The organism is Bacillus jepli, from assembly GCF_047238305.1.
In the GTDB taxonomy this organism is placed as follows: Bacteria; Bacillota; Bacilli; order Bacillales; family Bacillaceae_L; genus Ferdinandcohnia.
The window spans coordinates 198,717-221,502 of record NZ_JBDFMO010000001.1; the positions used below are offsets into that span (position 1 = coordinate 198,717).

A 22,786-nucleotide genomic window follows, 5' to 3' on the forward strand; every position below is an offset into this window, starting at 1 on the left:
ATGCAGGACTTTCCTTCTTTAAAGCTACTGGATCGTATTGAAAAAGTCTTTACTCGATTTGGGATTGATTATCGAACGATGCGAAAAATTCTCCAGGCGAAACTCGTAATGGACCGACGCCGTGTCCCGACCATTTTCTCACAAAATAATAGGAAGGAAAAAAAAGATAAAAATCATTACATGTTATCCTTGTGGATTTATGTCTTGTTCGGGCTCTTTTTAATTCCTTTTACCATTATGGGGGACAATTATGTTTTTCAGATGAGCCTTGTTTTTGGATTGATTACCTTTTTCTTAATGACCTCTATGATTTCTAATTTTTCGTCAGTGCTCCTTGATATTCGTGACAGAAATATTCTCTATCCTAAGCCAATTGATCGCAAGACAATCAGTGCGGCGAAACTCACTCATATCGTGATTTATCTATCTTTGATGACGATTGCCTTGGCGGGCCCTGCGATTGTGGTAGGTCTTTTTAGACATGGCATTGTGTTTTTTCTTATTGCGGTTTTAAATGTCATGTTGATAGATTTATTGATTATTGCATTGACGGCGTTAATTTATTTCATCATTCTTCAATTTTTTGACGGTGAAAAACTCAAAGATCTTATTAATTATGTCCAAATCGGCTTGTCCTTTTCAATTATGATTGGCTACCAGCTTCTTATTAGGTCCTTTGAAATCGTCGACCTTTCGATTAGCCTTGAGCCAGCATGGTGGCACATTCTTGTTTTTCCTATTTGGTACGGTATTATTATGGAACTGGTCATGAACGGTAGCTCCCAACCCTTTTATTTCTTACTAGCAGGGCTAGGTATACTTGTTCCATTTGCTTCGATTTGGATATACGCAAAGCTAACTCCTACTTTTGAGAGAAATCTTCAAAAGCTTTCTCAACATAATAAAGGGAGAATGAAAAAACGGCTTAAAGTGGGAGAAGCTTTTAAAAAATTGATTTGTCCTACAAAAGAGGAGAGAGTTTTCTATCAGTTTTCTAGTCTCATGCTTAAAAATGAAAGAGAGTTTAAATTAAAAGTTTATCCTTCTTTAGGATTTTCGATTGTGATCCCTTTTATTTTTTTATTCACATATATGAATGATTTCAGTTGGGAATCTTTTAACCTCCTTAGAGAAGGCAAATCTTATTTGAATATCTATTTTAGCTTGTTGATGATGCCCACCGTCATCATTACCCTTAAGTACTCAGGAACACATAAAGGGGCTTGGATCTATAAACTCATACCTTTAAAAACTCTAAAACCCGTTTTTAGTGGAACGATGAAGGCTTTTATTGTTAACCTATATGTACCCATTTTTTTCATACTCTGTATAGTGTTTATCCCCATTTACGGTGTAAGGATTATACCTGACTTGATCCTTGTCTTTGTTAGTGCGGTGATCTATGCAGTTATTTGCTTTGCTATATTGGAAAAGTCCCTTCCTTTTTCCATGTCGTTTGAAACTTATAGTTCGGGCAATGGAGTCATTATTTTTATGCTAATGTTAGTAGCCGGTGTCTTTGCTGGCCTACATATAATCAGTATGCTTTTCCCATATGGACTCTATATTTATCTCGCCCTAGCCATGCTAATTTTGCTTTTACTATGGAGAAAAGTCTTCAATGTTTCATGGGAAAAGGTGGAGTAATGGTCTAAACCGATTAAAACTACCCTCGATTCGATATGAGGGTAGTTTTATTAGTTGTAGGGGAGGATTATTGGATAGATTTTCTCTTTTTCAGATATAGTAGAATGAATAAAATGACAAATGCGGCTACAATTAAAAATAAGGGAAAGTTTAGCTTATCTTTTTGTTCGACATTTGTTATTTCGAATGTCTTTGTTGGAGTTTCGTTTAAAAACTCTTCGAAAAAAGCCCTTCTCTCATCATCCCGCTCCTCAATTTTTCCGCCCATCACTTCTATCATGCCATTCGGTCCACCTACCGGAAGAAGTAATTTACCATTCTCACTTTCTTCTAAAAATAATAGAAACACGCCACCCATATCTTGGAATTCCTCTACCCTCCCTACATCATAAGGATCGATCCCTACCGTTAACGGGCTCATAACATCCCCTTTATACACACTGCTAACCTTGAATTCTCTCCCGCGAAAAACGGACTCACCGCGTTTCGCCTTGCCGGAAAAATCATAACTGCCCCATCACAATTACTTCTGCGCGATCGAGTACCTCTTGTAGCTCTAATTCCGCCCAACTTGTGGCCGATACGCTAGTTACTACTAAAAATAAAAATGAACAGGTTAATAGAACGCCGCAAGCTAATATACGCATGGAGCACCCCTTTTTATTTTTTAGACGTGATCGCATCTTAATAAGTTTCATTCATCCGATTTAAAACAAAGCCTACCAACGGAACCACAAGAACCGTCCCTTTGGTAACTTACTTTCATCCCTCTCTTTAATAGAGTATGATAGGCTTAGGAGTTATGAGTGAACAGATGTCATTCATTAGCCCTAGCGGCACCAGAAGAGCGCCCGTGTACAATGCATTTGGAAAGGGATATCGGATATGGGAGAGCATTTTTATTATTTATTGGAACATTATGGGTACTTTGGCATAATCATCGTGTTGGCTGCAGGGATAATTGGATTGCCACTTCCTGATGAAATTCTACTTACATATGTGGGATACACCGTTTATCAAGGTAAAATGTCATATTCCCTCTCTTTATTAAGCGCTTCGGTTGGATCGATTATTGGTATCACAATCAGCTATTACTTAGGGATAAAATTAGGAATTCCATTTCTGCGGAAGTTTGGGCCTAAACTTCATCTAACCGAAAAAAGAATTCAAACAACGAGTAAGCTTTTTAATAAATTTGGCCCGTATTTATTATTTATCGGTTACTTTATACCTGGTGTTCGTCATATTACAGCTTACCTCGCCGGATTAAATAATTTACACTTTAAAAGATTTGCCCTATTCGCCTACTCCGGAGCAATCTTTTGGGGCTTTACTTTTATCACATTAGGACATGAACTGGGTAAGAATTGGATGAAGGTTGAAATGATGATGAACCACTATAGCATTTATGTAATCGGATCTGCACTCATCATTGTTCTGGGCGTTGTCTACTTCAATCGAAGGAAGTTGGTTAGATAAAAGGTGCCACAGGGACGGTTCCTGTGGCTCCTTTATTCCCTTACTTTTCATAATTTAACTGTTAGTGCTGGTGTTTTTGAATATTGTTTTCCGGGATGATGGGCAGGTAGTTGGCTTCCTTTCCCAAATAGGCTATCTCTTAATGTGTCACCTTCATATTCTTTTCTTACCAGACCTCTTTCTTGTAATACTGGCACAACAAGTTCTACGAAATCTTTAAATGTACCAGGAGTAATCGCGTACGCAATGTTAAACCCATCTACTCCAGTTTCTTTAATCCAACTTTCCAAATCATCTGCAACCTGTTCTGGGCTTCCGACAGTTACTGGACCCAATCCACCTATTCCCGTATATTTTTTAATTTCATCAATCGTCCAATTTTTATCGGAATCAATTCTAGTAAAATTTTCGACTGTCGATTGAATCGCATCATTTTTGACAAACTTAAGATTTTCATGCGGACCATATTCTGAAAAATCGATTCCCGTCCAGCCACCAAGAAGTGCTAGTGCCCCTTCATAGCTTACATGTTTTTGATATTCATTGAACTTTTCATGTGCTTCCTCTTCAGTTCGACCCACGATTGGAGTAATACAAGTAAGAATTTTTATTTCCTCTGGTGTCCTACCTGCCTTTATTGCCTCTTCACGGAGTTTTTTTACAGAATGCCTAGCAGCGTTTTTAGTCGGTGCCCCAATAAAGATCAGTTCCGCATTTTTACCAGCAAAAGCGCGACCTTTTGTGAAGGTTCCAGCCTGAAAGAGTACCGGCGTTCTTTGTGGGGAAGGCTCACATAGGTGTGCACCCGGAACTTTAAAATATTTACCTTCATGTTTGATGTCATGAACCTTGCTAGGGTCAGCGAAAATGCGATTCTCTTTATCTAATAAAACTGCATCATCTTCCCAGCTGCCTTCCCATAATTTATAGCAAACTTGTAAATATTCTTCGGCAATATCATAGCGTTCATCATGTTTAATTTGGTCTTCCAATCCCATATTCACCGCGGCGCTTTTTAAATAAGAAGTAACAATATTCCAGCCTACACGCCCTTTTGTAATATGATCCAGTGTCGACATTCTCCGAGCAAATGTATAAGGATGCTCATGTGTGACAGATGCCGTGACTCCAAATCCTAAATGCTTTGTCACAGCTGACATTAATGGCACAACAAGTGATGGGTCGTTAACAGGAGTTTGAGTCCCTTGACGGATAGCGGCATCGCGGGAGCCTTGATACACATCATAAGGGCCTAGTACGTCTGCTAGAAAAATAGCATCGAATCTACCCTTTTCTAAAAGCTTCGCCAATTCAATCCAATACTCGCTATCTTTATAGCGGTGGGATTGATCCTCGGGATGCGTCCACAGTCCTGGGGATTGATGCCCCACACAGTTCATATCAAATGCATTTAAATAAATTCTTTTGTTAGTCATTTTTGTTAGCTCCTTTTTTATTAATTTTTCAAAGCAAAATCTTTATTCTGATTAACTGCTTCAATAAAGTAATAAAGCTCCTTTTTCAGTCTTTCTAAAACATTCACATCGATAATTGGGTTCACTACCTGTGCTTTATCGATTTGGCAATCTTGGAAGTAAACTCCCTGTAAGCTTTGCCCCTTTAATGCTGCTAGTAAAGGTTTGAGGCTGAAGTCAATCGCTAGGAGATGTGCAGGGCTTCCGCCAGTCATAATTGGTAAAACCGGTTTTCTAGCTAACACATCTTGTGGAAGCAAATCTAGCACAGCCTTCAGAACTCCTGTGTAAGCTGCCTTGTAAACAGGGGACCCTATAATCACACCTTCAGCCCCTTGGATTAGTGAAGTGAGCTCCTTAAGGGCTGGACTATCAAACTTCAGATTGAATATGTCATCAGAAGGAATATCTCTCACGGATACATGTGTGATTGAAAAACCTTCATGTTTAAGCTTTTTCCCTATAAACTGTAGAACCAAATCCGTTCTAGAACTAACTAATGGACTTCCCGATAAAATAACGATTTCGCTCATGTTGATCATCCTTTCTTTTTTATTGAAATCATTCTCGAATGAGTTTGGAACACCAACCTACCCCTTCCATTGAAAAAAGGTAATAGAAAAAGGCATCTTTATCCAAAACGTCATAAATGGACGCTTTGAAAATAAAGATGCCTTTAGTCGTCTAATCGGCTTATTCTTTTTTCGTTGATTGTATTTGGGATGATGTAGATTTTTGTATGGAAAAACGCTTCTTTTCCGTCGCATCAATTTGGGTGATTTCTCCATTGTGGACGGTAATCACAACAGATCCAAATTCCAGGTTCTCCAAGGTTGATAAAATATGTTTCACTTTGGATTCATCAAGTTTTGCCATGTCACTCCTCCTTATAAAAGATGTGTATTGTGCCATTGCGGTTGGTTGACCAGTATGACAATTGTTCATTTTGCCAAAATAAAAACCCTCTTCTAACAAGAAGAGGGCATACATGCATAGTTCAAATACACTCTTCTTATCTTTCAAGCTTAACGCTTGCTGGAATTGGCACAGTACAAAATGTCTGTTGCCGAGGCATCGTCGGGCCAGTCCCTCCACCTCTCTGGATAAGAATCAATTCGTAATTAAGTTGTTGTTTGTTGATATTAAATTACACGGAATTTTACTATCTGTCAATTACTTTATCCAAAAATTTTTAAAAGAGGGAACTTTTAGTTATTTAGTCATGGTTGAGAATATGGGTTTGGGTATTGATGATAGAATCCTTGGTACTTATCTGAATCCTTTATTGAATTCGAGGTCACCATTTTTTAATCTCTTTAATCTCTATACATCCGCGCTATCTCATCCATTTCTTCAACTGACAATATTTTCTCTGCTAACGGAAACAGCATATTTTCTTCCTTTGCGAAGTGCTGTGTTAATGTTGCATAAGCTTGAGGAATTGTAAACTTTACCCATATCAACCCACGAAAAAGAGACCCCGACTATACCAATTCAAGGTCTCAAATTTATTTTTTTCTTGTTTATTGATTTGCTTTTTTTACCCATTCCGCTACAGTAACTGTACGTTTTGCTTGATGTTTCACTGCCCCTTGTACGTCTTCAATCATTTTTCCATCTTGACCGACTGTCACACTTGTTCCATATGGATTTCCGCCAGCTCCAAAAATGATTGGATCTGTATAACCAGGTGCAGCAATAATCGCTCCCCAATGCATCATACTTGTGTATAACGAAAGGATTGTCGCTTCTTGTCCACCATGCGGATTTTGTGCAGACGTCATCGCACTTACAACTTTATTAATCGTTTTGCCAGTAGCCCAAAGTCCACCTTGAGTATCAAGAAATTGTTTCATTTGTGAAGGCATGTTTCCAAAGCGTGTAGGAACACTAAAGATAATGGCGTCTGCCCATTCAATATCATCTGATGTAACTACTGGAACGTCCTTCGTTGCTTCAACTGTTGCTTTCCATACTTCATTTCCCTGAATGACAGACTCAGGAGCTAATTCCTGGACCTTTAATACTTTAACTTCAGCCCCAGCTTCTTTAGCTCCTTCTTCAGCCCATTTTGATAACTGATAATTTGTGCCGCCCATACTGTAAAAAATGACTGCTAATTTAACATTTGACAATTTTCCAGTCTCCTTTTCCAATGAATTTTTTTAAGTGGTAGAGTAAAACCCAATATCTTACCTATCCTATTATTTCTTATAATTTGTTTTAATATGCGGGACAGTGGGACAGGTTCATTGTCCCAAAAGGCATTTAGTAAAAAAACGTGGGACGCAGTACCTGTCCCCGCGTCCCCTTTAACTTCTTTATACAAAATTCACTTGTTGATTTCTTATTCGTATTGCCCTTTCAGGATAATCGGTAATGATCGCATCGACTTGCAATTTTAGTAATTTTTCGATTTCATTTGGCTCATTGACAGTCCAAACTCTTACTTTATCGTACATACCTTGCAAGCATGACCCATAGTCCTCATTTGCCCGATTGTTGAGATAATGAATGACTTCGATTGGTACATGCATTGGGAATTGTTTACTTACTTCCAGTAACTGCTGAAAAATTTCTGTCTTAGGTAAAAGAATGGATTTGTTTAAATGCAGTGCTTCCAGTTCTAGAGCATTAATATAATCGTAAGGAAGGGAAATACTATTATTAAGTAACCATGCTATTTTGGCACTTGGATCAATCTGCTTCATTCTTATAATTGTGGGCAAGTGAAACGAAGAATAAATCACCTTCCGATTTTTGGCGTATTGTTCAACAACCTTTTGAACCTTCTCTTCAATTCCTTCGTAAGGTACTGAACCTGTTTTTAGTTCGATATTAAGCTCAATATCATAAGGAGACAATAGTTCTAGAACTTCTTTTAGGGTTGGAACCTGTTCGTTGTCCCATGCTTCTTCATATTCGCCAAAATGAGTAAATGGTTTACCAGCACTATATTTTTTGATTTCAACTAAGGTTACATCTTTAATCCAACCTGCTCCGCTTGTTGTCCGGTCAAGGGTTTCATCATGGATCACAACAACTTCCCCGTCTTTTGTCAAATGGACATCAAGTTCCAACCCATCAACACCTTGCTCAATCGCTTTTTTAAAACTAAGTAACGTATTTTCCGGATAAATCCCCTTTGCTCCGCGGTGACCATAAATTTTCGTCATGATAACCCTTCCCTTCCTTACATCTTTATTGATTATTTATATGCAATCCTTATTAAAAAAATGGTGGGACACGGTACCTGTCCCCGTGTCCCATTTCATTTACTTTGCTCGTGCTTTGTTTGCTTGTTCGATTGCTTTATTAAATTGGTCTACGGCTGTTTTATAGGCTTCATCGACAGATCCGCCATTATATACGGATTCAAGGGCTGTTTCCATGACTTTTCTTCCTTGTGGAAGCATGTCCATTAAAGCACCTTGTGTCGCAAATGATGATTTAGTTGCTTGTAATTGCTCAACTGTTACACGTAATTGTGGTTTTTCCTCATGGGCATCCTTTACCAGTTGTTCCTCGTATGCAGCTGGATTGATGGCAAAATACCCTGTACCAACATGCCATTTCGCTTGAACTTCAGGAGTTTGTAGATATTTCATAAATTCCCATGCTGCATTTGTTTCTGCTTCTGGTTTTCCATCGATCATCCAAAGACTTGCTCCACCAATGACGACCCCTTCACGGTCCTTATTTTCAGGGTGTGGAAGGAAGGCAATCCCTACTTCAAAAGGAGCATTATCGATAACATCTCTTGCACTTGCTGAAGATTGTAAGAACATAGCGACATCACCGGCTAGGAATCCAGCAACCATATTATCCCCATTTGTTCCGTAATTCGCAAATGTACCGTCATCTACCATTCGCTTAACCCATTCAAAAATGGACTTTCCTTCTTCTTCAGTCCACCCAATTTCAGTTGGTGTATCTGAACGACCATTATCATTATTTAATAATAACGCACCCTGATTGGCTAATAATTGCTCCCATAACCAGCCATATGCTTGTAACGCGAAGCCTTTCATTTTTGGATTCGATTTAACAATGGCTTTACCTGCAGCTTCTACTTCTTCATAAGTTGCTGGAGGTGTTTCTGGATCTAAACCTGCCGCAGTAAATGCATCCTTGTTATAATACATAACGGGTGTAGACGAGTTAAACGGCATTGAATAAAACTTTCCATCTAATGAATAGTAATTAATAATGTTTTCCTCTAATCCACTCATATCGTACCCATCCCCATCTACTAATTCCTGAATCGGTTTGATATTTCCACTATTAATCATAGACATTGTTCCAATTTCGAAGGTTTGAATCATCGTCGGTGCACTATCAGTACCAGCAACAGCATTGAATTTTGTTAATGATTCATCGTAGGTACCTTGGTATTCCGCATTTACTTGAATTTCTTCTTGTGAGTTATTGAAGTCTTCTACAATACTGTTTAATGCTTCTTGACCCGCTCCACCCATGGAGTGCCAGAATGTGACGGTCTGTTTTTCACTTTTTTCTTCAGAATCTGATCCATTTCCTGAGCCAGTGTTTTGCTCACCTTCTCCTGCTGTGGATTCACCTCCTGCACATGCTGCTAATAGTAGAACGAAGCCTAATGCAAGGATCATTAAGATTTTTTTCATTTTTAATTGCTCCTTTTTAATTGGTATATTTTCGAGGAAACTGTTATTTTACAGCGCCCTCTGTTAAACCTGTTTGAAGCTTCTTTTGTCCTAGGAAAAGCAAAATCAATGTCGGGATGATCACGATCACGGCACCAGCCATGATGACGCCCCAATCATTTAATTGTTCCTGTGTTTGCAATTGCTTTAAGCCGATTTGTACCGTACGAACCGTATCGTTGGTGGTCGCCAATAGTGGCCATAGATACATATTCCACGATGTTAAAAAACCATAAATTCCCAATGTAACTAAACTTGTCTTTGTTACAGGTAGTACAACTGTTAAATAAAATTTGAAATCACCAATCCCGGCTATTTGGCTTGCTTCCCTTAATTCTTTAGGAATTTGTTTAAAGTTCTGTCTGAGCAAAAATGTTCCAAAGGTTGTTGCGAAAAATGGAATCGTTAGCCCAGTGTAATGATCTAGCCACCCTAGATCACGGATTATGTGGAAGTTCGGGATAATCGATGCCTCAAAGGGAACCATCATTGTCGCAATAAAAAGATAAAATAAAACATCTCTTCCCTTAAACTCTAAAAATACAAAGGCATAGGCAGCTAGACTCGATAATGCCAATTGTCCTAGCATAATCACAATCGACACTACAAAACTATTAATCAAATATTGAATTAAAGGAAATCGTTCAAAAGCTGCAACATAATTATCTGCTGTTAGTGTGGTCGGCAAACTCGCCGTTAAAATATCTTGGTTCGTCATAAAACTCATGACAATCGCCATTACCGCCGGTCCGGCAATTAGAATCGCTGAAACAGTCAATAAAAGATAGAAGATGACTTTTCTTCCCATTGACATCATCATTGATAGTGGACCCTCCTCTCACCCAGCTTAAATTGCAGTGCTGTCATCAATAAAATAATAATGAATAACACAATCGCCTGGGCACTAGCTGAGCCGAACTGGTAATTCACAAATGCCTCACGGTAAATGGAATATACAATCAAATTCGTTTCATTTGCTGGTCCACCTTGGGTTAAAATATCGATCTGACCAAATGTTTGGAATGAATTAATAATCGATACGGTAATCACAAAAAATAAGGTCGGTGAAAGCATTGGAACTGTGATTCTTCTAAGCTTATAAAAATAACCAGACCCTTCAATATCAGCACTTTCATATAAAGAGGTATCGATGGATTGTAATCCACCTAACAAAATTAAAAATGTAAATCCAATATTCATCCAAATCGTAGTAACCGCAATCGCAATCATTGCCCATTTTGGATCAGTCAGCCAGCCAATCGACTCCGCTCCAAAAATAGTAAGAATTTGGTTTAAAAAACCCATTGTCGGGTTAAACAAGTACAGCCAAAATACAGATGCTGCTGCAACCGATACACCCATGGTTGAGGTAAAAATGGTTCTAAAAAAGCCAATCCCCTTTAGTTTTTCATTGGAAATGACAGCTAAAAACAAACTAACCACAACCGTTATAGGTACCGTATAAAGCACAAACAAAAACGTATTTTTAAAGCTTTTTAGAAAAATAGGATCTGAAAACATATACAAATAGTTTTCCAAACCAACAAATACGGTTGTCGCTCCCTTTGCATCTGTCAAAAAGAAGCTTAAATACATGGTCTTAAACAAGGGGTAAAACACAAAAACACTAAATAAAACAATCGATGGTAATAGAAATAAAATTCCTTTAAGTAAACTAGAAATCCGTTTTTGCCTTTTTGCTTTCTCAATTTGAATAGTAAAGGTTTCATTATTTTCAATGATTGGACTGATCATACTCATATCGCTACAACCTCTTGTTTCTTCCCAAGTTCAGCAGATTTAAGTAACTTGCCTGAATCTCCATCAAAGAATAGTAGGTATTGGGGTAAAATTTGCACAGGAACCATTTGTCCAAAATGGATGTTCCACTGTCCTGGCCATTTTGCCGTCCATAATTCCGAACCAACATCAAAAGAAACCGATGTTTCATTCCCTAACTGTTCAACATTCACAGCTTCTAAGTATGTAAGGTGCTCTTCTTTTTCAAGGCCTGAAAATAAATGCTCTGCTCGGACTCCAACCACGAGGTTCTGAGTTCTAGGTAAATCCTTAACCATCATAGGATTTATGGGTATATGTAATTGATTTTCTATTATGAGTTCTGTGCGATCTTCCGATATGACGGCTTTTCCTAGATTCATTTTTGGGGAGCCGATAAAAGATGCAACAAACAAATTTTCCGGTTCATTGTATAAGGTAATAGGTTTTCCCACTTGTTGAATCTTTCCGTCATTTAGGACCATAATCCGGTCACCCATCGTCATTGCTTCGACTTGGTCATGAGTCACATAGATCATCGTTAACCCCAAGCGTTTCTGCAATCTTCGAATTTGAACCCGCATGTTTGCACGAAGCTTTGCGTCTAAATTAGAGAGCGGCTCATCCATTAAACATAGAGGGGCATGACTTACAACCGAACGTCCAAGTGCAACTCGTTGTCTTTGACCTCCTGACAGTTCCCTAGGTTTCCGCTTTAATAATTCGCTTAAGCCTAACATTTCTGCCGCTTCAGTAAGCCTTCTTTGCTGTTCGTGTTTATTCACTTTTCGAGCTTTTAAACCGAACAAAATATTTTGCTCAACTGTTAAATGTGGATATAATGCGTAATTTTGAAAAACCATCGATAAATTTCGGTTCTTTGGTGGGAGATGGTTCACGACTTCATTGTTAATTTTGAGGATCCCCCCAGAAATGTCTTCAAGCCCTGCTATCATCCGAAGCAATGTACTCTTCCCAGAACCAGAAGGACCAACAAGTACGAAGAATTCACCTTCCTCAATCGAAACATTGATTCCATTCAAGACATCCTTTTGTTTATCGTATGATTTTGAGATATCAGTCAACTCAACCTGACTCATGCCCAGCCTCCTTTCCAATTTACAAAACCATTTAACCACATTTGGCGCTCTAAAAATGCTTGTTTACTGTTTTTTGACAAACTCTTATATTCCCTTAATTAATTAACATTTATTTGTTGAAATTAATCTTATTTTTACAATAAACGTGACGAATGTACCATTTACGAAATGCCCTTATATAAAAATTAAAATCCATTGTAAAGAAGTGTAAACAGCTTTATTTCAAGATAAATAAAATAACCCTGAAACCGGAATTTTTTTTCACGGTTCAGGGTCTCTTAAAAATTTTCGTTAACCAGTTAGAATGTCTTCTTTGGGGTACCTTATTTTATCCACTTTAGGTTTTGCTAAAGAGAAAGCAAGGGTTAGCGGTCCTATTTTCCCAAAGAACATCATGAATATAATCACTACTTTTCCGACAAAAGATAATGAAGATGTTAGTCCCATTGACATTCCAGCCGTACCAAAAGCAGATACTACTTCGAATAATGAAACTAAAAATGGTGCATCCTCTGAAATACTTAATATGAACACGGCTACCAATACAAATAAAAGACTCATAGTCGAAATTGCTAATGCTTTTAATACAATTGTTCCAGATAATGTCCTTCTATAAATAACGACATCTTGTTTACCCTTTAAAAAGGACAAAGCACCAAAAATGATCACAAGAAACGTTGTTAATTTGATTCCACCACCTGTTGAGGCGCTCCCCGCCCCAATAAACATTAAGATGATCATTAAAAAAGCAGTCGATTCGTTTATGCCTGCTGTATCAAAGGTATTAAAACCTGCCGTTCTTGGTACAACACCTTGGAAATAGGCTGCCCATATTTTTTCTGTCAATGAAGGTAAACCAGCCAATGTTTTTGGATTATGATACTCTAATACAAATACCAAAAATACAGCGACCAAATTAATAATAAAAGTACCTATAATCATCAGTTTAGAGTGCAAACTTAGCTTTTTAAAATTTTTAGTATGCCACACATCCATCAATACCGTAAATCCGATCCCACCGGTAATAAATAGTAAGCTAATCCCTATATTTATGATTGGATCCCCTGCATATGACATTAAATTATCTGACCATAGTGCAAAACCAGCATTATTGAAGGCAGATATGGAATGAAAAAAACTATAGTAAATCCCCTTTTGCCATCCATACTCAGGAACCCATTTAATCGCTAAAATAAGTAAGCCGACGAATTCAATTGATATGGAAAAAATAAACAGGTTTTTAACTAGTTTAATAACTCCTCCAATTGAAGTCTGATTTAAGGACTGTTGAATAACTATTCGTTCCTTCAAACCAATTTTTTTACCAAGCATCATATAAAATAGGACAGCAAAAGACATGATTCCTAATCCACCAAGTTGTATCAAACAGACGATTACAATCTCACCAAACGTCGTAAAAGCTACCGGTGTATCCACTACAACGAGTCCTGTCACGGTCATTGCGGATGTTACTGTAAATAAAGCATCAATCCAACTAATGGATGTAGTTGTTGCTATTGGTAGTTTTAACAATATGGCACCAACTACTATAAAAAACAAAAAAATGAGTATTAAAAGCTGGTAAGGAGACAAATTTATATGTGTTTTAATATTCATACATTATCACACTACTCCTATCATTCAATGAATCTACAATCCTTTTTCTTCCAAACGTTGTATATCTAAATTACTTCCCATAACCACCAATGTATCACCTTGTTGAATGATATCATTGGGTAAAGGTGAAATATTGATGAAGTCCTCCCTTTTAATAGCTAGTATTGTACAACCATACTTTGCACGTATATCCAACTGAACTAACGTTTTATGATTTATTTTTTCCGTAGCTTTTAACTCGACAATACTGTAGTCTTTAGACAGCTCAATAAAATCAATAATCTTTTCAGAATTTAGTTGGTGAGCGACCCTTATTCCCATATCTTTTTCAGGATGGATTACTTGATCCGCCCCAATCTTTTCAAGAATCTTTTGATGGTAGGTGTTTTGCGCTTTTACCTAAACCTTAATTCCCATCTCCTTAAGTAATAAAGTACAATGAATACTTGATTGCATATCTTCCCCGATAGCAACTATGGCAAGATCAAAGTTCCTAATTCCCAGGGATTTAAGCGTATTTTCATCCGTTGCATTTGCAACTAATGCTGTTGTTGAATCATTTACTATATTGTTAACTCTGTCTTCATTTATATCAATTGCTAATACCTCATTACCTAACATGATCAATTCACTACACACTGTACTTCCAAAACGACCTAATCCAATAACCACGAATGACTTTTTCAACAGGTTCTCCTCTTTTCTCTCCATAACACCACAAAAAAGACCATCACAAATAGAATGGTCTTAGGCTAAACCTTTGACCTTTCTCTCGATACGGATACTTTAACGCTTACGGGGTTAGCTGTCGGATTAGGAATTGAGAGTATCCCTTCTTACTATGTAAGATTCACCCCAAGATAGGACTTACCTATCAAAAATTGGTTCCCCCGCTCAAAATGATTCAGCGAATAAAAGGTGTTCGGATTATTTATTTGAATTAATAATGAGAATTTACTCCTGTTTTATTGCGTTGTCAACACATTTTTCAACTTCATTCTCTGTGATTTAATCGAAAAATGTTAGATCTGTTCCAGCATGAAAAGACCCCCATGCCATGGGAGTCTAATTTCTGCTGAATCTAAATTAAGTATCGGTGTATCATTTACTTTTCCTCTTGGTCCGCAGCATCATCGGCACCTTCGCCAGCCTTGTTGCCAAGTGCACCGCCAGCAATAGCACCCGCAACAGTTCCAAGTGGCCCTAACACAGATCCCACTACAGCACCAGCAGTGGCACCAGCACCCGTTCCTAATGCTTCACCAGTATTGATATCATCGCGATTTCGTTTATTGTCAGCCAAATATCCCACCTCCTCGTGTAGGAAATGCTTTTGAACTTCACATTTCCCTCAAACATAGTTTGCTCAACATAGCTCCATATCTTTCGTGTGTATATTTCCTCATTTGCCCAATTATATCTTGGAGCATTTCTTTTGCACTTGACTTCTAAATTGAACATAGGATATAAAGAAAGAGTAAGTAAAAAAATTCCTTATCTAAAGGAGTATGAGTTTATGTTATCGGTGGTTCTTAACTAATCCATAATTGGATAGCTGGAAGAAGCAAAAACGTAGCAAACGCTATGTTTATTTCACTATGGCTTCTTTTGGAAAGTTAAGAACACGCATCATAGCTATGAAAAATAGATCCTGCTATGGCATGTTTGTCATGGTTTTTTTGTGTCTAAAACCAGTCAAACATCTCAAGCACAAGGTCTATCTTCTGCCGTCATGAGCGCTTTGTTCATGACGGCTTTTTGAATATGGCCTCGTGAACAAGTCCTCATGAAATTTTACACATATTAAAAAGGAGGATTTACCATTGAATACTCAAACAATGGAAGCACTAGGGTATTATCAAGTTTTAAATGAGATCTCACAATTTGCTAGAACAATCCGAGGAAAAGAAACACTTCTCTCGTTAAGACCAATAAAAGACAAAAAGAAAATCGAGCTTTCTTTACATGAAATTTCAGAAGCGATGAACATCCTAGCAATCAGTGGAAGTATACCTATTCATTCGTTGGATCAAATCGGGCACTACATTACACAAGCGAATAAAGGTATGGCTCTAAAAGTAGACCAATTTACGCAAATTGTCTCATTCCTAGACCACTGCCAAAAGCTAAAGCAGTTTATGAAAGATAAGGAATATGCCGGTCCAATGGTCAGTATGTATGCTTCATCGATTGGTGATGTATCAGAATTAGAAGCAGAAATTAGCCGTTGTTTACGAAATGGCCAAGTAGATGATTACGCATCAAGTGACCTTAACTATTTACGTAGGCACCTTGCGACTCTACAAGATAAATTAAAGGAAAAAGCACAATCATTAGTGAAAAGTGGAAGAATTTCACCGTATCTGCAAGAAACGAACGTTTTTGAAAGGTCAGGTCGTTATGTTCTTGCCATAAAAAAAGAATATCGAAAGAAGATTCAGGGTTCGATATTAGATACTTCTGCTTCTGGTTCCACCCTCTTTATCGAGCCTGTTGAATTAAGTGCCATTCAGGAGGATATTGAACTTATAAAAATTGCGGAAGAAACTGAGGTAGAGCGGATTTTATATGAACTGACTCAGCTGTTTCTTTCATATGAACAAGTTATCCAGATTGCCATTGAGACGATGCATCACTACGATGTTCTTTTCGCAAAAGCGAAATACAGTCAAATGATTCAAGCAGACATACCTATAATCAATGAAGAATTTCGGATTCAACTAATGGAAGCGCGTCATCCAATGCTTGGAACCAAGGCGGTTCCGCTCACGATTCCGATTGGTGAAAAGGAACGAGCCCTTGTGATTACGGGACCAAACACTGGCGGAAAAACTGTGACATTAAAAACAGTCGGGCTCCTAACCTTAATGGCACAATCCGGTCTCCCTATTCCAGCCAAAAAAGGGAGTGAAATAGCCATCTTCCAACATATCTTTGTCGATATTGGTGATGGTCAAAGCATTGAGCAAAACTTAAGTACATTTAGCTCACGCATGGTAAATATTATTGACATTTTACAAAAGACAAACGATGCGTCACTCGTATTAATCGATGAACTTGGGTCTGGTACTGACCCGAGGGAAGGAATGGCCCTCGCCATTGTTATATTAGAGCAACTATATGAGAAAGGCGCTACATTATTTGCGACTACCCATTATAGTGAAATGAAGAAGTTTGCCGATGAAACGGAAGGTTTTTTAAATGGGTCAATGGAGTTTGATATCGACACATTACAACCAACGTATAGACTTTTACTTGGAAGGAGCGGACAGAGTCAAGCGTTCGATATCGCAGCAAAACTAGGGATGCATCCTTCACTTCTTGAACGCGCACATCAAAAAGCATACCAAGAACAAAAGGATTTTCATCAAAACATGACACACGAAACATTACAATCTCCTTCCTATCAAAGGCAGGTCATTGTAAATAAATATGCACGAAGGAATGTAGAAAAACAGAAACTAGAGCAACCTGTAAATAAAGCAACTCTCTATAACCAAGGCGATAATGTCCTCCTCCTGGCAACAGGTGAAACAGGCATTGTGTACAAAGGACCAAACGATCGTGGTGATTACATTGTCCAAATCAAAGGAGAAAAAAGAACGATTAATTATAAAAGATTGGAGCTGAAAATTGCCGCTGAAGAGCTCTACCCACCAGATTACGATTTTGACATCATCTTCAAAAGCAAAGAATACCGTAAACTAAACAAAGACATGAACCGCAAATTCGTCGAAGACAAATGGCTGGAGGAATAAAGAAAGGGACACGGGGACCCGCGTCCCACCATTTTTTACAAAAAAAAGATGTTCAAAAGGAAATTTTCTTCTTGAACATCTTTTTTATCATATTCTAAATTCCATCTCTTCATCAGCAATATAAAAACCTTTTGCCTCAATTTCTTTTCTTAATGCTCCATCTTTTTGCAATACCGGGTTTGAATGGTTAAGATGTGTAAAATAAATCTTCGTTTCCCCTACTAAATCTGGAAGCAGTTCCATCGTTTCCGTCATGACCGGATGGGGAATTTGTCGATAATCACGACCAATCTTTTCTAGATCTTGTGGAGAATGAAACGTGCCATCAAGAAAACAAATGTCTGCCTCTTTCGCCGCTTCACGAATATCGATATCCCATTCATCCCAACGATCAATATCTGGAATAAATAAAACCTTTTTATTCGGACCTTTGATCCAAAAAGCAAAAGTCTCCGAAAACTCATTTCGATGGGGAACGATAACCGGAGTAACTGTAACTTCCGAAGAAATGCTTACAGGCTGTCGATCATGGATTTCTTGAACAACAATGTTTTCAAGTGTCGTTAACTGACTCCATGGCGCATTATTTTCCAACACCTTTTTCATTTTTGTTCCTGCCATCACGGGCAATTGACGGGAATTAATTGATTCTTTCCCTAAATACATCAAACCTGGATAGTGACCGATATGAGCATGTGATAGAAAAATACTACTCATCAACTTTGATTCCATCCCATATCTCATTTGTAATCGTGCCATTTGTTCTCGCAAATCAGGTGTAGCCTCAATTAAATGCCATTTGTTCTCTTCTGGTAAAATAATCGCCAAGGAGGCGGCCGTTCTTTTAAACCTCGGATCCGCTATTGCCCTCTTACAATTTTCACAAAAGCAATTCGCTTGTGGCAACCCTCCATCTTGAGCAGTACCAATCACACTTAAAATGACTTCACTCACGATACAACTTCCCTTTCTACATGTGCCTGTTTTTTTTCTTGGCTGTAATCCTTTCTAGCAATTGTCCATCCTGTAAAACCAAACAGTAGATTTACGAGTGGTACAAGATAAATAAAGAATGCATATGGGATAAACTCCCATGCACTCACACCTAAAATGCTTGAGGCAAACACGGCAGGAACACTCCACGGGATAAGATTAATTCCGACAGTTCCCATCGACTCAACTGTTCTAGAAAGATTTTTCGTATCAATGTTCATATCTTTATACTTCTGTACAAAGGTCCTTGCCGGTAGAATAATCGCCAAAAACTGAGCACCACTTGCTAGCGCAACAACAAATGTCGTTAAAAGAGTAGAACCGATTAGTGAACCAGTGGATTTCACTTTCTTCAACATTTTGCCTGTTAAGACTTCAAATGCTCCCGTTTCTTCTAATATCCCACCGAGGGCAGTAGCAATCATAAGCATTCCGACGGTTCCAAGCATAGAAGCAAGTCCGCCTCGATTTAACAATGAATCAATTTCACCTACTCCAGTTTCGATACTAAAACCACTTGTCATAAACTGAACAATTGAACTGACCGAGGTTCCTTGCACCACAACAGCTATAACTGCTCCTAGTAAACCTACACCCATTAATGCAGGTAACGCAGGAGCCCGCTTTAGCATTAAAAAGATTGTAAAAACCGGTAGCAACAACAATAACGGATGAATTACAAAAGCATGATCTAAACCTGACATAATAGTTTCAATGGTTCCAGAACTAAAACTCGTGCTAGACTCTTCAAAACTACCAAACACCCAAAATAATAATAGGGATAGCAAAAATGCAGGGATCGTGTCCCAAAGCATGTGCTTTATGTGACTAAATAAATCCGTATCAACTAGTGCAGCAGCGATATTGGTCGTATCGGATAATGGAGATAGCTTATCTCCTAAATAAGCACCAGATATAACTGCCCCCGCAACAAGAGCTGGCGAAAATCCTAACCCCTCACCAATGACCATGAATGCGAGTCCTACAGTTGCGATCGATGTGAAGGATGTTCCTAGAGTAATCGAAACAATCCCCGTAACAAGAGCAACAATCGGAACAAACCAGGATGGATCTATTATTGAAATGCCATAATAAATCATAGTTGGAATAACACCACTCGCAATCCAAGAACCGATAATCGTCCCGATGACCATTAAAATAAACACTGCTGGTAATGCCCTTGTTACTCCATTGACCATCATTTGTTGAATATCATTCCATCTCCATCCGCAGCTACTCGCAACGATGGAAGCTAAAATCACTCCAACCAGTAACGGAAAATTCATTCCTGCTTTCCAGATAAAGATCGAGCATGCCGCAGCTATAATTAATCCCAACAATGGAATAATAGATTTCCAAATTGTAAGTTTTGACTTCACCATTTTCCCCACCAGTCAACTAGTATCGATCCCAAAATACTTTATCACTTTAAAGCTTTTATGCTTTTAAGTGAATTATTATGCACTAATCATAATTTATAATGTTTCATTAGTCAACTGGGACAGAGGGACAGGTTCATTGTCCCCGTTTTTATCAATCCCAAAAAATAGGGACGCGGTACCTGTCCGCGTCCCTAAAAGATCATTTGAACCAAGATCATATATACGATTGTTCCTCCTGCAATGGAGAGGAGCATATTTCTTTTCCAAAAGTGGAGCATGGCAACGACTGTCACTGAAATGAATTCAGGCATACCATGACTTCCTGCAAATAGGTTAATATCTTTTGACCAAAAGTCCAATCACCGCTGATGGATTGTCTATTTTGTATAATTTTATATCTAAAATTCCACATAATATAAAGAGAATTTATTATTAAATACAAATTCTCTTATGTGGTAAATCTCTTGTATTTGCTAAAATAGTAATAACGGAGAGGTTCATAAACGATAATCTATAAAAGCTGTATGATGCGGAACCTGCATCCCAAATGTGAAGGAGATTTTAGATGAGAAATCCCCCAAAAATTTACCTATTTTATTTTATATCTGCACTTATATGTGTATTTGTTGTGCTGCTAACCATTCAACAGAAAAGTAAAGCAGCAAAACCAGTATCCATTTCAGAACACGAGTATTCAATTATTGAAAAACTTACTTATAAACAACCTGTTACCATTGTCGCCTATGGTGATTCCATTACATGGGGATATGAACGAGATACTAGAGGCAAAGTGAATCAGGTTAAAAATCCTTATCCAAAAGTCTTAGAAACACAACTCAGAAAAAAGTACGGATACAATAAAATAAAAGTGATCAATAATGGGCATCCCGGCTGGACCTCTATTCAAGCTCTAAAAAATGTTGATGAGGAAGTTCTTACGATTCATCCGGATTTAGTCATTTTGATGTTTGGTATAAACGATGCAAGAGGTCATATGAAATATAGTCCAAATGCGCTCCCCGTCCCTGTTGAGCAATATAAAGAAAACAACCGACAAATACTACAAAAACTCAAAGAAAATGGGATTGAAGTTGTCGTCATCTCCCCAACAGCCATCACGAACAACAAAAATAACGGAAAGAAAACACAAGTATACTACTCAACGGCGATTAAATCCTTAGCCCAAGAAGAAAAAATTCAATATGTAGATGGTGATGATATTTCCATCAACGGGAATCTTTATGACGGAATTCACTTTAAAGCAGAAAAATATCGATTAATTGCGGAAAAATTAATGCGTGACATATTTTAGGGACAGGTTCACTGTCCCATTTTCCTATAGTGGTGGGACGCGGTACCTGTCCCATTGTCCCTTTAACAAGTATTCGGTTTTTTCTTTTTCAAATTGGAGTAGTGATTGGATTTGCTGGGGGGATTCGGTTTGAGTAAGCTCTTTTACAAATAGATGTAAGGAATTATGTGGAAATGTGAGATACAAAATAAGAAGAGATACCATTTGATCGGTTATTGGATTTTCTTGAGTATATGCTTCTAGAATGGATTCGAAAACAGCATTGTCCCACTTCCCTGTTACCTTCCCCATTATTTTGATTATTCCATTCAGGTCCTTAGCAGGAATATCATATTTTGCTAAATCCCAATCAATGATAAAAAGCCCCGCTTCACTTTTTAATAGATTACCAACGTGGAGATCATTATGGCACAAAAACTGTTCATCTAAAGGAAGGTTCTTCAAAAACTGAAAGGAGGATGATTTGTCCAATTCGTTTACAACCCTTTTCCCAGCATCTAAAAAGAAATCAACCTCCTCCCTGTTGGACTTCACCAGACGCATTCCCTCCAAAAGGATAAGAGCCCGCTTCATATTATCTTCCCAGTTGATTTCCTTAAAGAATATGTGTGCGTTGGGAGAATGATAGTTCAACGACAACTTGTGAACCATTCCAATTTGTTTTGATAGTCCAATCAGGTCACCTACTGAAACAACAAGTGGTGAGACGGACGGTACCCATTCTTGAAGATAATAGATGTTTCCTTCCCATCTAACATAATCGTTTTGATGTATCGTTTTTACTAGTTTAGGAATGAGAACGCCTACTCCCCTTAAATACTCCGTTGCTTGCAAAAGAAAATGAAGCCTCTCAAAACTTATCAATACTTGTTTTAACATGAAAAGACCTTGATTGGTCCTACACTTTATTACTAATGAACGTTTTGTTTTACGGATGATTTCGTAGCTTTCCAAAACTAGCTTATAATGCTCCATAAGCATCTTGGAACAATCAATATTCATGACTTCCCCCCTGCTAAATGACCTTTTCTATATAGACAGTATCAACATAATATCTCTTAATGCGAAAGCCCCAATGCTTGAATAATTTCAAAACACGCTCATTCTTTTTGTAGACCATTCCTCCAATTGTTAAGGCTCCTTTGTCTTTCGCATAATCAAGTAAGGTTGGCAAAAAAGACTGTGCAATCCCTCTACCTTGATAGAATGGGTCAAAAGCAACCATATCTATGAAAAATTCATTTTTTTCTTTTAGGCGATAGCTTAAGAAGCCTACTATTTTATCTTGATCATCACAAACGAGTAAAACTTCCTCCGCTAGGTTCAACCTATTTTCAATCAACCCGGCATCAACTCCAAAAATGGCAGAACCCATTGCAATGATATGAGAATCATCCTTTTCAGGTATTCGAGTACGAACCTCCACTGTTTTCCCCTCCTATTCTATTTTTGTTTTCACTATATGAAAGGAAAAGCTTTTTGTTAAAAAAATGTGTTTTTGCAGTAAGGTAAATGGCGTGTACAGTCATTGAACGGATACGTAAGATAGAGTAATCCATTTG

The 22,786-nt window shown here is 37.9% G+C and carries 20 protein-coding genes, 2 pseudogenes and 2 riboswitches; of the genes and pseudogenes, 4 read left to right on the top strand and 18 right to left on the bottom strand.

Features of this window, described 5'->3' with window-relative positions; all coding sequences use genetic code 11:
* On the top strand, positions 1-1,647 hold the full coding sequence (locus ABC371_RS00985; protein WP_412895157.1) for a hypothetical protein: 1,647 nt from the start codon (positions 1-3) through the stop codon (positions 1,645-1,647).
* A 67-nt stretch (positions 1,648-1,714) separates the two neighbouring features.
* Here ABC371_RS00985 and ABC371_RS00990 read toward each other — a convergent pair whose 3' ends face one another.
* Positions 1,715-2,068 (bottom strand): hypothetical protein, encoded by a 354-nt coding sequence (locus ABC371_RS00990; RefSeq protein ID WP_412895158.1) that lies wholly within the window; start codon positions 2,066-2,068, stop codon positions 1,715-1,717.
* Between the two features lie 464 nt (positions 2,069-2,532).
* On the opposite strand from ABC371_RS00990, the gene ABC371_RS00995 reads away from it, so the two are divergent.
* A complete protein-coding gene (locus ABC371_RS00995) occupies positions 2,533-3,126 on the top strand; it encodes a DedA family protein (RefSeq protein ID WP_412895159.1) in 594 nt (197 codons plus the stop codon).
* A gap of 47 nt (positions 3,127-3,173) precedes the next feature.
* On the opposite strand, the gene ABC371_RS01000 is transcribed toward ABC371_RS00995, so the two are convergent.
* The 12 genes and pseudogenes from ABC371_RS01000 to ABC371_RS01055 all read right to left on the bottom strand — a co-directional run bounded on the left by ABC371_RS01000 (position 3,174) and on the right by ABC371_RS01055 (position 15,082).
* Entirely contained in the window at positions 3,174-4,562 is a 1,389-nt protein-coding gene (locus ABC371_RS01000; protein ID WP_412895160.1) for an LLM class flavin-dependent oxidoreductase, read from the bottom strand.
* Between the two features lie 20 nt (positions 4,563-4,582).
* Positions 4,583-5,134: an NADPH-dependent FMN reductase gene (gene ssuE, locus ABC371_RS01005; protein ID WP_412895161.1), complete on the bottom strand. Its 552-nt coding sequence runs from the start codon at positions 5,132-5,134 to the stop codon at positions 4,583-4,585.
* Positions 5,135-5,294: 160 nt separating this feature from the next.
* Positions 5,295-5,477 (bottom strand): YezD family protein, encoded by a 183-nt coding sequence (locus ABC371_RS01010; RefSeq protein ID WP_412895162.1) that lies wholly within the window; start codon positions 5,475-5,477, stop codon positions 5,295-5,297.
* A 133-nt stretch (positions 5,478-5,610) separates the two neighbouring features.
* Positions 5,611-5,711: riboswitch (SAM riboswitch) on the bottom strand.
* 413 nt (positions 5,712-6,124) lie between these two features.
* Positions 6,125-6,736 (bottom strand): NAD(P)H:quinone oxidoreductase, encoded by a 612-nt coding sequence (gene wrbA, locus ABC371_RS01015; protein WP_412895163.1) that lies wholly within the window; start codon positions 6,734-6,736, stop codon positions 6,125-6,127.
* Positions 6,737-6,922: 186 nt separating this feature from the next.
* Positions 6,923-7,777: a glycerophosphodiester phosphodiesterase gene (locus tag ABC371_RS01020; RefSeq protein ID WP_412895164.1), complete on the bottom strand. Its 855-nt coding sequence runs from the start codon at positions 7,775-7,777 to the stop codon at positions 6,923-6,925.
* 99 nt (positions 7,778-7,876) lie between these two features.
* The gene (locus ABC371_RS01025; protein WP_412895165.1) at positions 7,877-9,244 is read right to left on the bottom strand and encodes an ABC transporter substrate-binding protein; all 1,368 of its coding nucleotides are present in this window, start codon (positions 9,242-9,244) and stop codon (positions 7,877-7,879) included.
* Positions 9,245-9,287: 43 nt separating this feature from the next.
* Positions 9,288-10,097: a carbohydrate ABC transporter permease gene (locus ABC371_RS01030; RefSeq protein WP_412899235.1), complete on the bottom strand. Its 810-nt coding sequence runs from the start codon at positions 10,095-10,097 to the stop codon at positions 9,288-9,290.
* Between the two features lie 2 nt (positions 10,098-10,099).
* Complete coding sequence (locus ABC371_RS01035; protein WP_412899236.1) at positions 10,100-11,038, bottom strand: carbohydrate ABC transporter permease; 939 nt, start codon at positions 11,036-11,038, stop codon at positions 10,100-10,102.
* A gap of 2 nt (positions 11,039-11,040) precedes the next feature.
* Positions 11,041-12,162, bottom strand: coding sequence for an ABC transporter ATP-binding protein (locus ABC371_RS01040; protein ID WP_412895166.1), 1,122 nt, complete (start codon positions 12,160-12,162; stop codon positions 11,041-11,043).
* Between the two features lie 291 nt (positions 12,163-12,453).
* Positions 12,454-13,779: a TrkH family potassium uptake protein gene (locus ABC371_RS01045; RefSeq protein WP_412895167.1), complete on the bottom strand. Its 1,326-nt coding sequence runs from the start codon at positions 13,777-13,779 to the stop codon at positions 12,454-12,456.
* A 33-nt stretch (positions 13,780-13,812) separates the two neighbouring features.
* A pseudogene (locus ABC371_RS01050) lies at positions 13,813-14,466 on the bottom strand (potassium channel family protein).
* 88 nt (positions 14,467-14,554) lie between these two features.
* A riboswitch (cyclic di-AMP (ydaO/yuaA leader) is annotated at positions 14,555-14,699 on the bottom strand.
* Between the two features lie 185 nt (positions 14,700-14,884).
* A complete protein-coding gene (locus ABC371_RS01055; protein ID WP_412895168.1) occupies positions 14,885-15,082 on the bottom strand; it encodes a hypothetical protein in 198 nt (65 codons plus the stop codon).
* 520 nt (positions 15,083-15,602) lie between these two features.
* On the opposite strand from ABC371_RS01055, the gene ABC371_RS01060 reads away from it, so the two are divergent.
* The gene (locus ABC371_RS01060) at positions 15,603-17,537 is read left to right on the top strand and encodes an endonuclease MutS2 (protein WP_412895169.1); all 1,935 of its coding nucleotides are present in this window, start codon (positions 15,603-15,605) and stop codon (positions 17,535-17,537) included.
* An 87-nt stretch (positions 17,538-17,624) separates the two neighbouring features.
* On the opposite strand, the gene ABC371_RS01065 is transcribed toward ABC371_RS01060, so the two are convergent.
* From ABC371_RS01065 to ABC371_RS01075, 3 genes and pseudogenes are all read right to left on the bottom strand, one after another.
* The gene (locus ABC371_RS01065) at positions 17,625-18,491 is read right to left on the bottom strand and encodes an MBL fold metallo-hydrolase (RefSeq protein WP_412895170.1); all 867 of its coding nucleotides are present in this window, start codon (positions 18,489-18,491) and stop codon (positions 17,625-17,627) included.
* Positions 18,488-19,909, bottom strand: coding sequence for a Na+/H+ antiporter NhaC (gene nhaC, locus ABC371_RS01070; protein ID WP_412899237.1), 1,422 nt, complete (start codon positions 19,907-19,909; stop codon positions 18,488-18,490). Before nhaC ends, ABC371_RS01065 begins: the two co-directional genes overlap by 4 nt.
* A 194-nt stretch (positions 19,910-20,103) precedes the next feature.
* Positions 20,104-20,284, bottom strand: a pseudogene (locus ABC371_RS01075) (branched-chain amino acid transporter permease); the annotation flags it as partial.
* A gap of 193 nt (positions 20,285-20,477) precedes the next feature.
* On the opposite strand from ABC371_RS01075, the gene ABC371_RS01080 reads away from it, so the two are divergent.
* The gene (locus ABC371_RS01080; RefSeq protein ID WP_412895171.1) at positions 20,478-21,224 is read left to right on the top strand and encodes an SGNH/GDSL hydrolase family protein; all 747 of its coding nucleotides are present in this window, start codon (positions 20,478-20,480) and stop codon (positions 21,222-21,224) included.
* Positions 21,225-21,248: 24 nt separating this feature from the next.
* Here the strand turns inward: ABC371_RS01080 and ABC371_RS01085 are convergent, their stop codons facing one another.
* On the bottom strand, positions 21,249-22,226 hold the full coding sequence (locus ABC371_RS01085) for a phosphotransferase (RefSeq protein ID WP_412895172.1): 978 nt from the start codon (positions 22,224-22,226) through the stop codon (positions 21,249-21,251).
* Positions 22,227-22,239: 13 nt separating this feature from the next.
* The gene (locus ABC371_RS01090; protein WP_412895173.1) at positions 22,240-22,650 is read right to left on the bottom strand and encodes a GNAT family N-acetyltransferase; all 411 of its coding nucleotides are present in this window, start codon (positions 22,648-22,650) and stop codon (positions 22,240-22,242) included.
* Positions 22,651-22,786: the final 136 nt, after the last annotated feature.

What these genes read in the sequence shown, in the direction of transcription:
- ABC371_RS00985 (WP_412895157.1), top strand. Translation starts at nt 1, where the DNA reads ATGCAGGACTTTCCTTCTTTAAAGCTACTGGATCGTATTGAAAAAGTC.
- ABC371_RS00990 (WP_412895158.1), bottom strand. Translation starts at nt 2,068, where the DNA reads ATGAGCCCGTTAACGGTAGGGATCGATCCTTATGATGTAGGGAGGGTA.
- ABC371_RS00995 (WP_412895159.1), top strand. Translation starts at nt 2,533, where the DNA reads ATGGGAGAGCATTTTTATTATTTATTGGAACATTATGGGTACTTTGGC.
- ABC371_RS01000 (WP_412895160.1), bottom strand. Translation starts at nt 4,562, where the DNA reads ATGACTAACAAAAGAATTTATTTAAATGCATTTGATATGAACTGTGTG.
- ssuE (WP_412895161.1), bottom strand. Translation starts at nt 5,134, where the DNA reads ATGAGCGAAATCGTTATTTTATCGGGAAGTCCATTAGTTAGTTCTAGA.
- ABC371_RS01010 (WP_412895162.1), bottom strand. Translation starts at nt 5,477, where the DNA reads ATGGCAAAACTTGATGAATCCAAAGTGAAACATATTTTATCAACCTTG.
- ABC371_RS01020 (WP_412895164.1), bottom strand. Translation starts at nt 7,777, where the DNA reads ATGACGAAAATTTATGGTCACCGCGGAGCAAAGGGGATTTATCCGGAA.
- ABC371_RS01025 (WP_412895165.1), bottom strand. Translation starts at nt 9,244, where the DNA reads ATGAAAAAAATCTTAATGATCCTTGCATTAGGCTTCGTTCTACTATTA.
- ABC371_RS01030 (WP_412899235.1), bottom strand. Translation starts at nt 10,097, where the DNA reads ATGTCAATGGGAAGAAAAGTCATCTTCTATCTTTTATTGACTGTTTCA.
- ABC371_RS01035 (WP_412899236.1), bottom strand. Translation starts at nt 11,038, where the DNA reads ATGATCAGTCCAATCATTGAAAATAATGAAACCTTTACTATTCAAATT.
- ABC371_RS01040 (WP_412895166.1), bottom strand. Translation starts at nt 12,162, where the DNA reads ATGAGTCAGGTTGAGTTGACTGATATCTCAAAATCATACGATAAACAA.
- ABC371_RS01045 (WP_412895167.1), bottom strand. Translation starts at nt 13,779, where the DNA reads ATGAATATTAAAACACATATAAATTTGTCTCCTTACCAGCTTTTAATA.
- ABC371_RS01080 (WP_412895171.1), top strand. Translation starts at nt 20,478, where the DNA reads ATGAGAAATCCCCCAAAAATTTACCTATTTTATTTTATATCTGCACTT.
- ABC371_RS01085 (WP_412895172.1), bottom strand. Translation starts at nt 22,226, where the DNA reads ATGAATATTGATTGTTCCAAGATGCTTATGGAGCATTATAAGCTAGTT.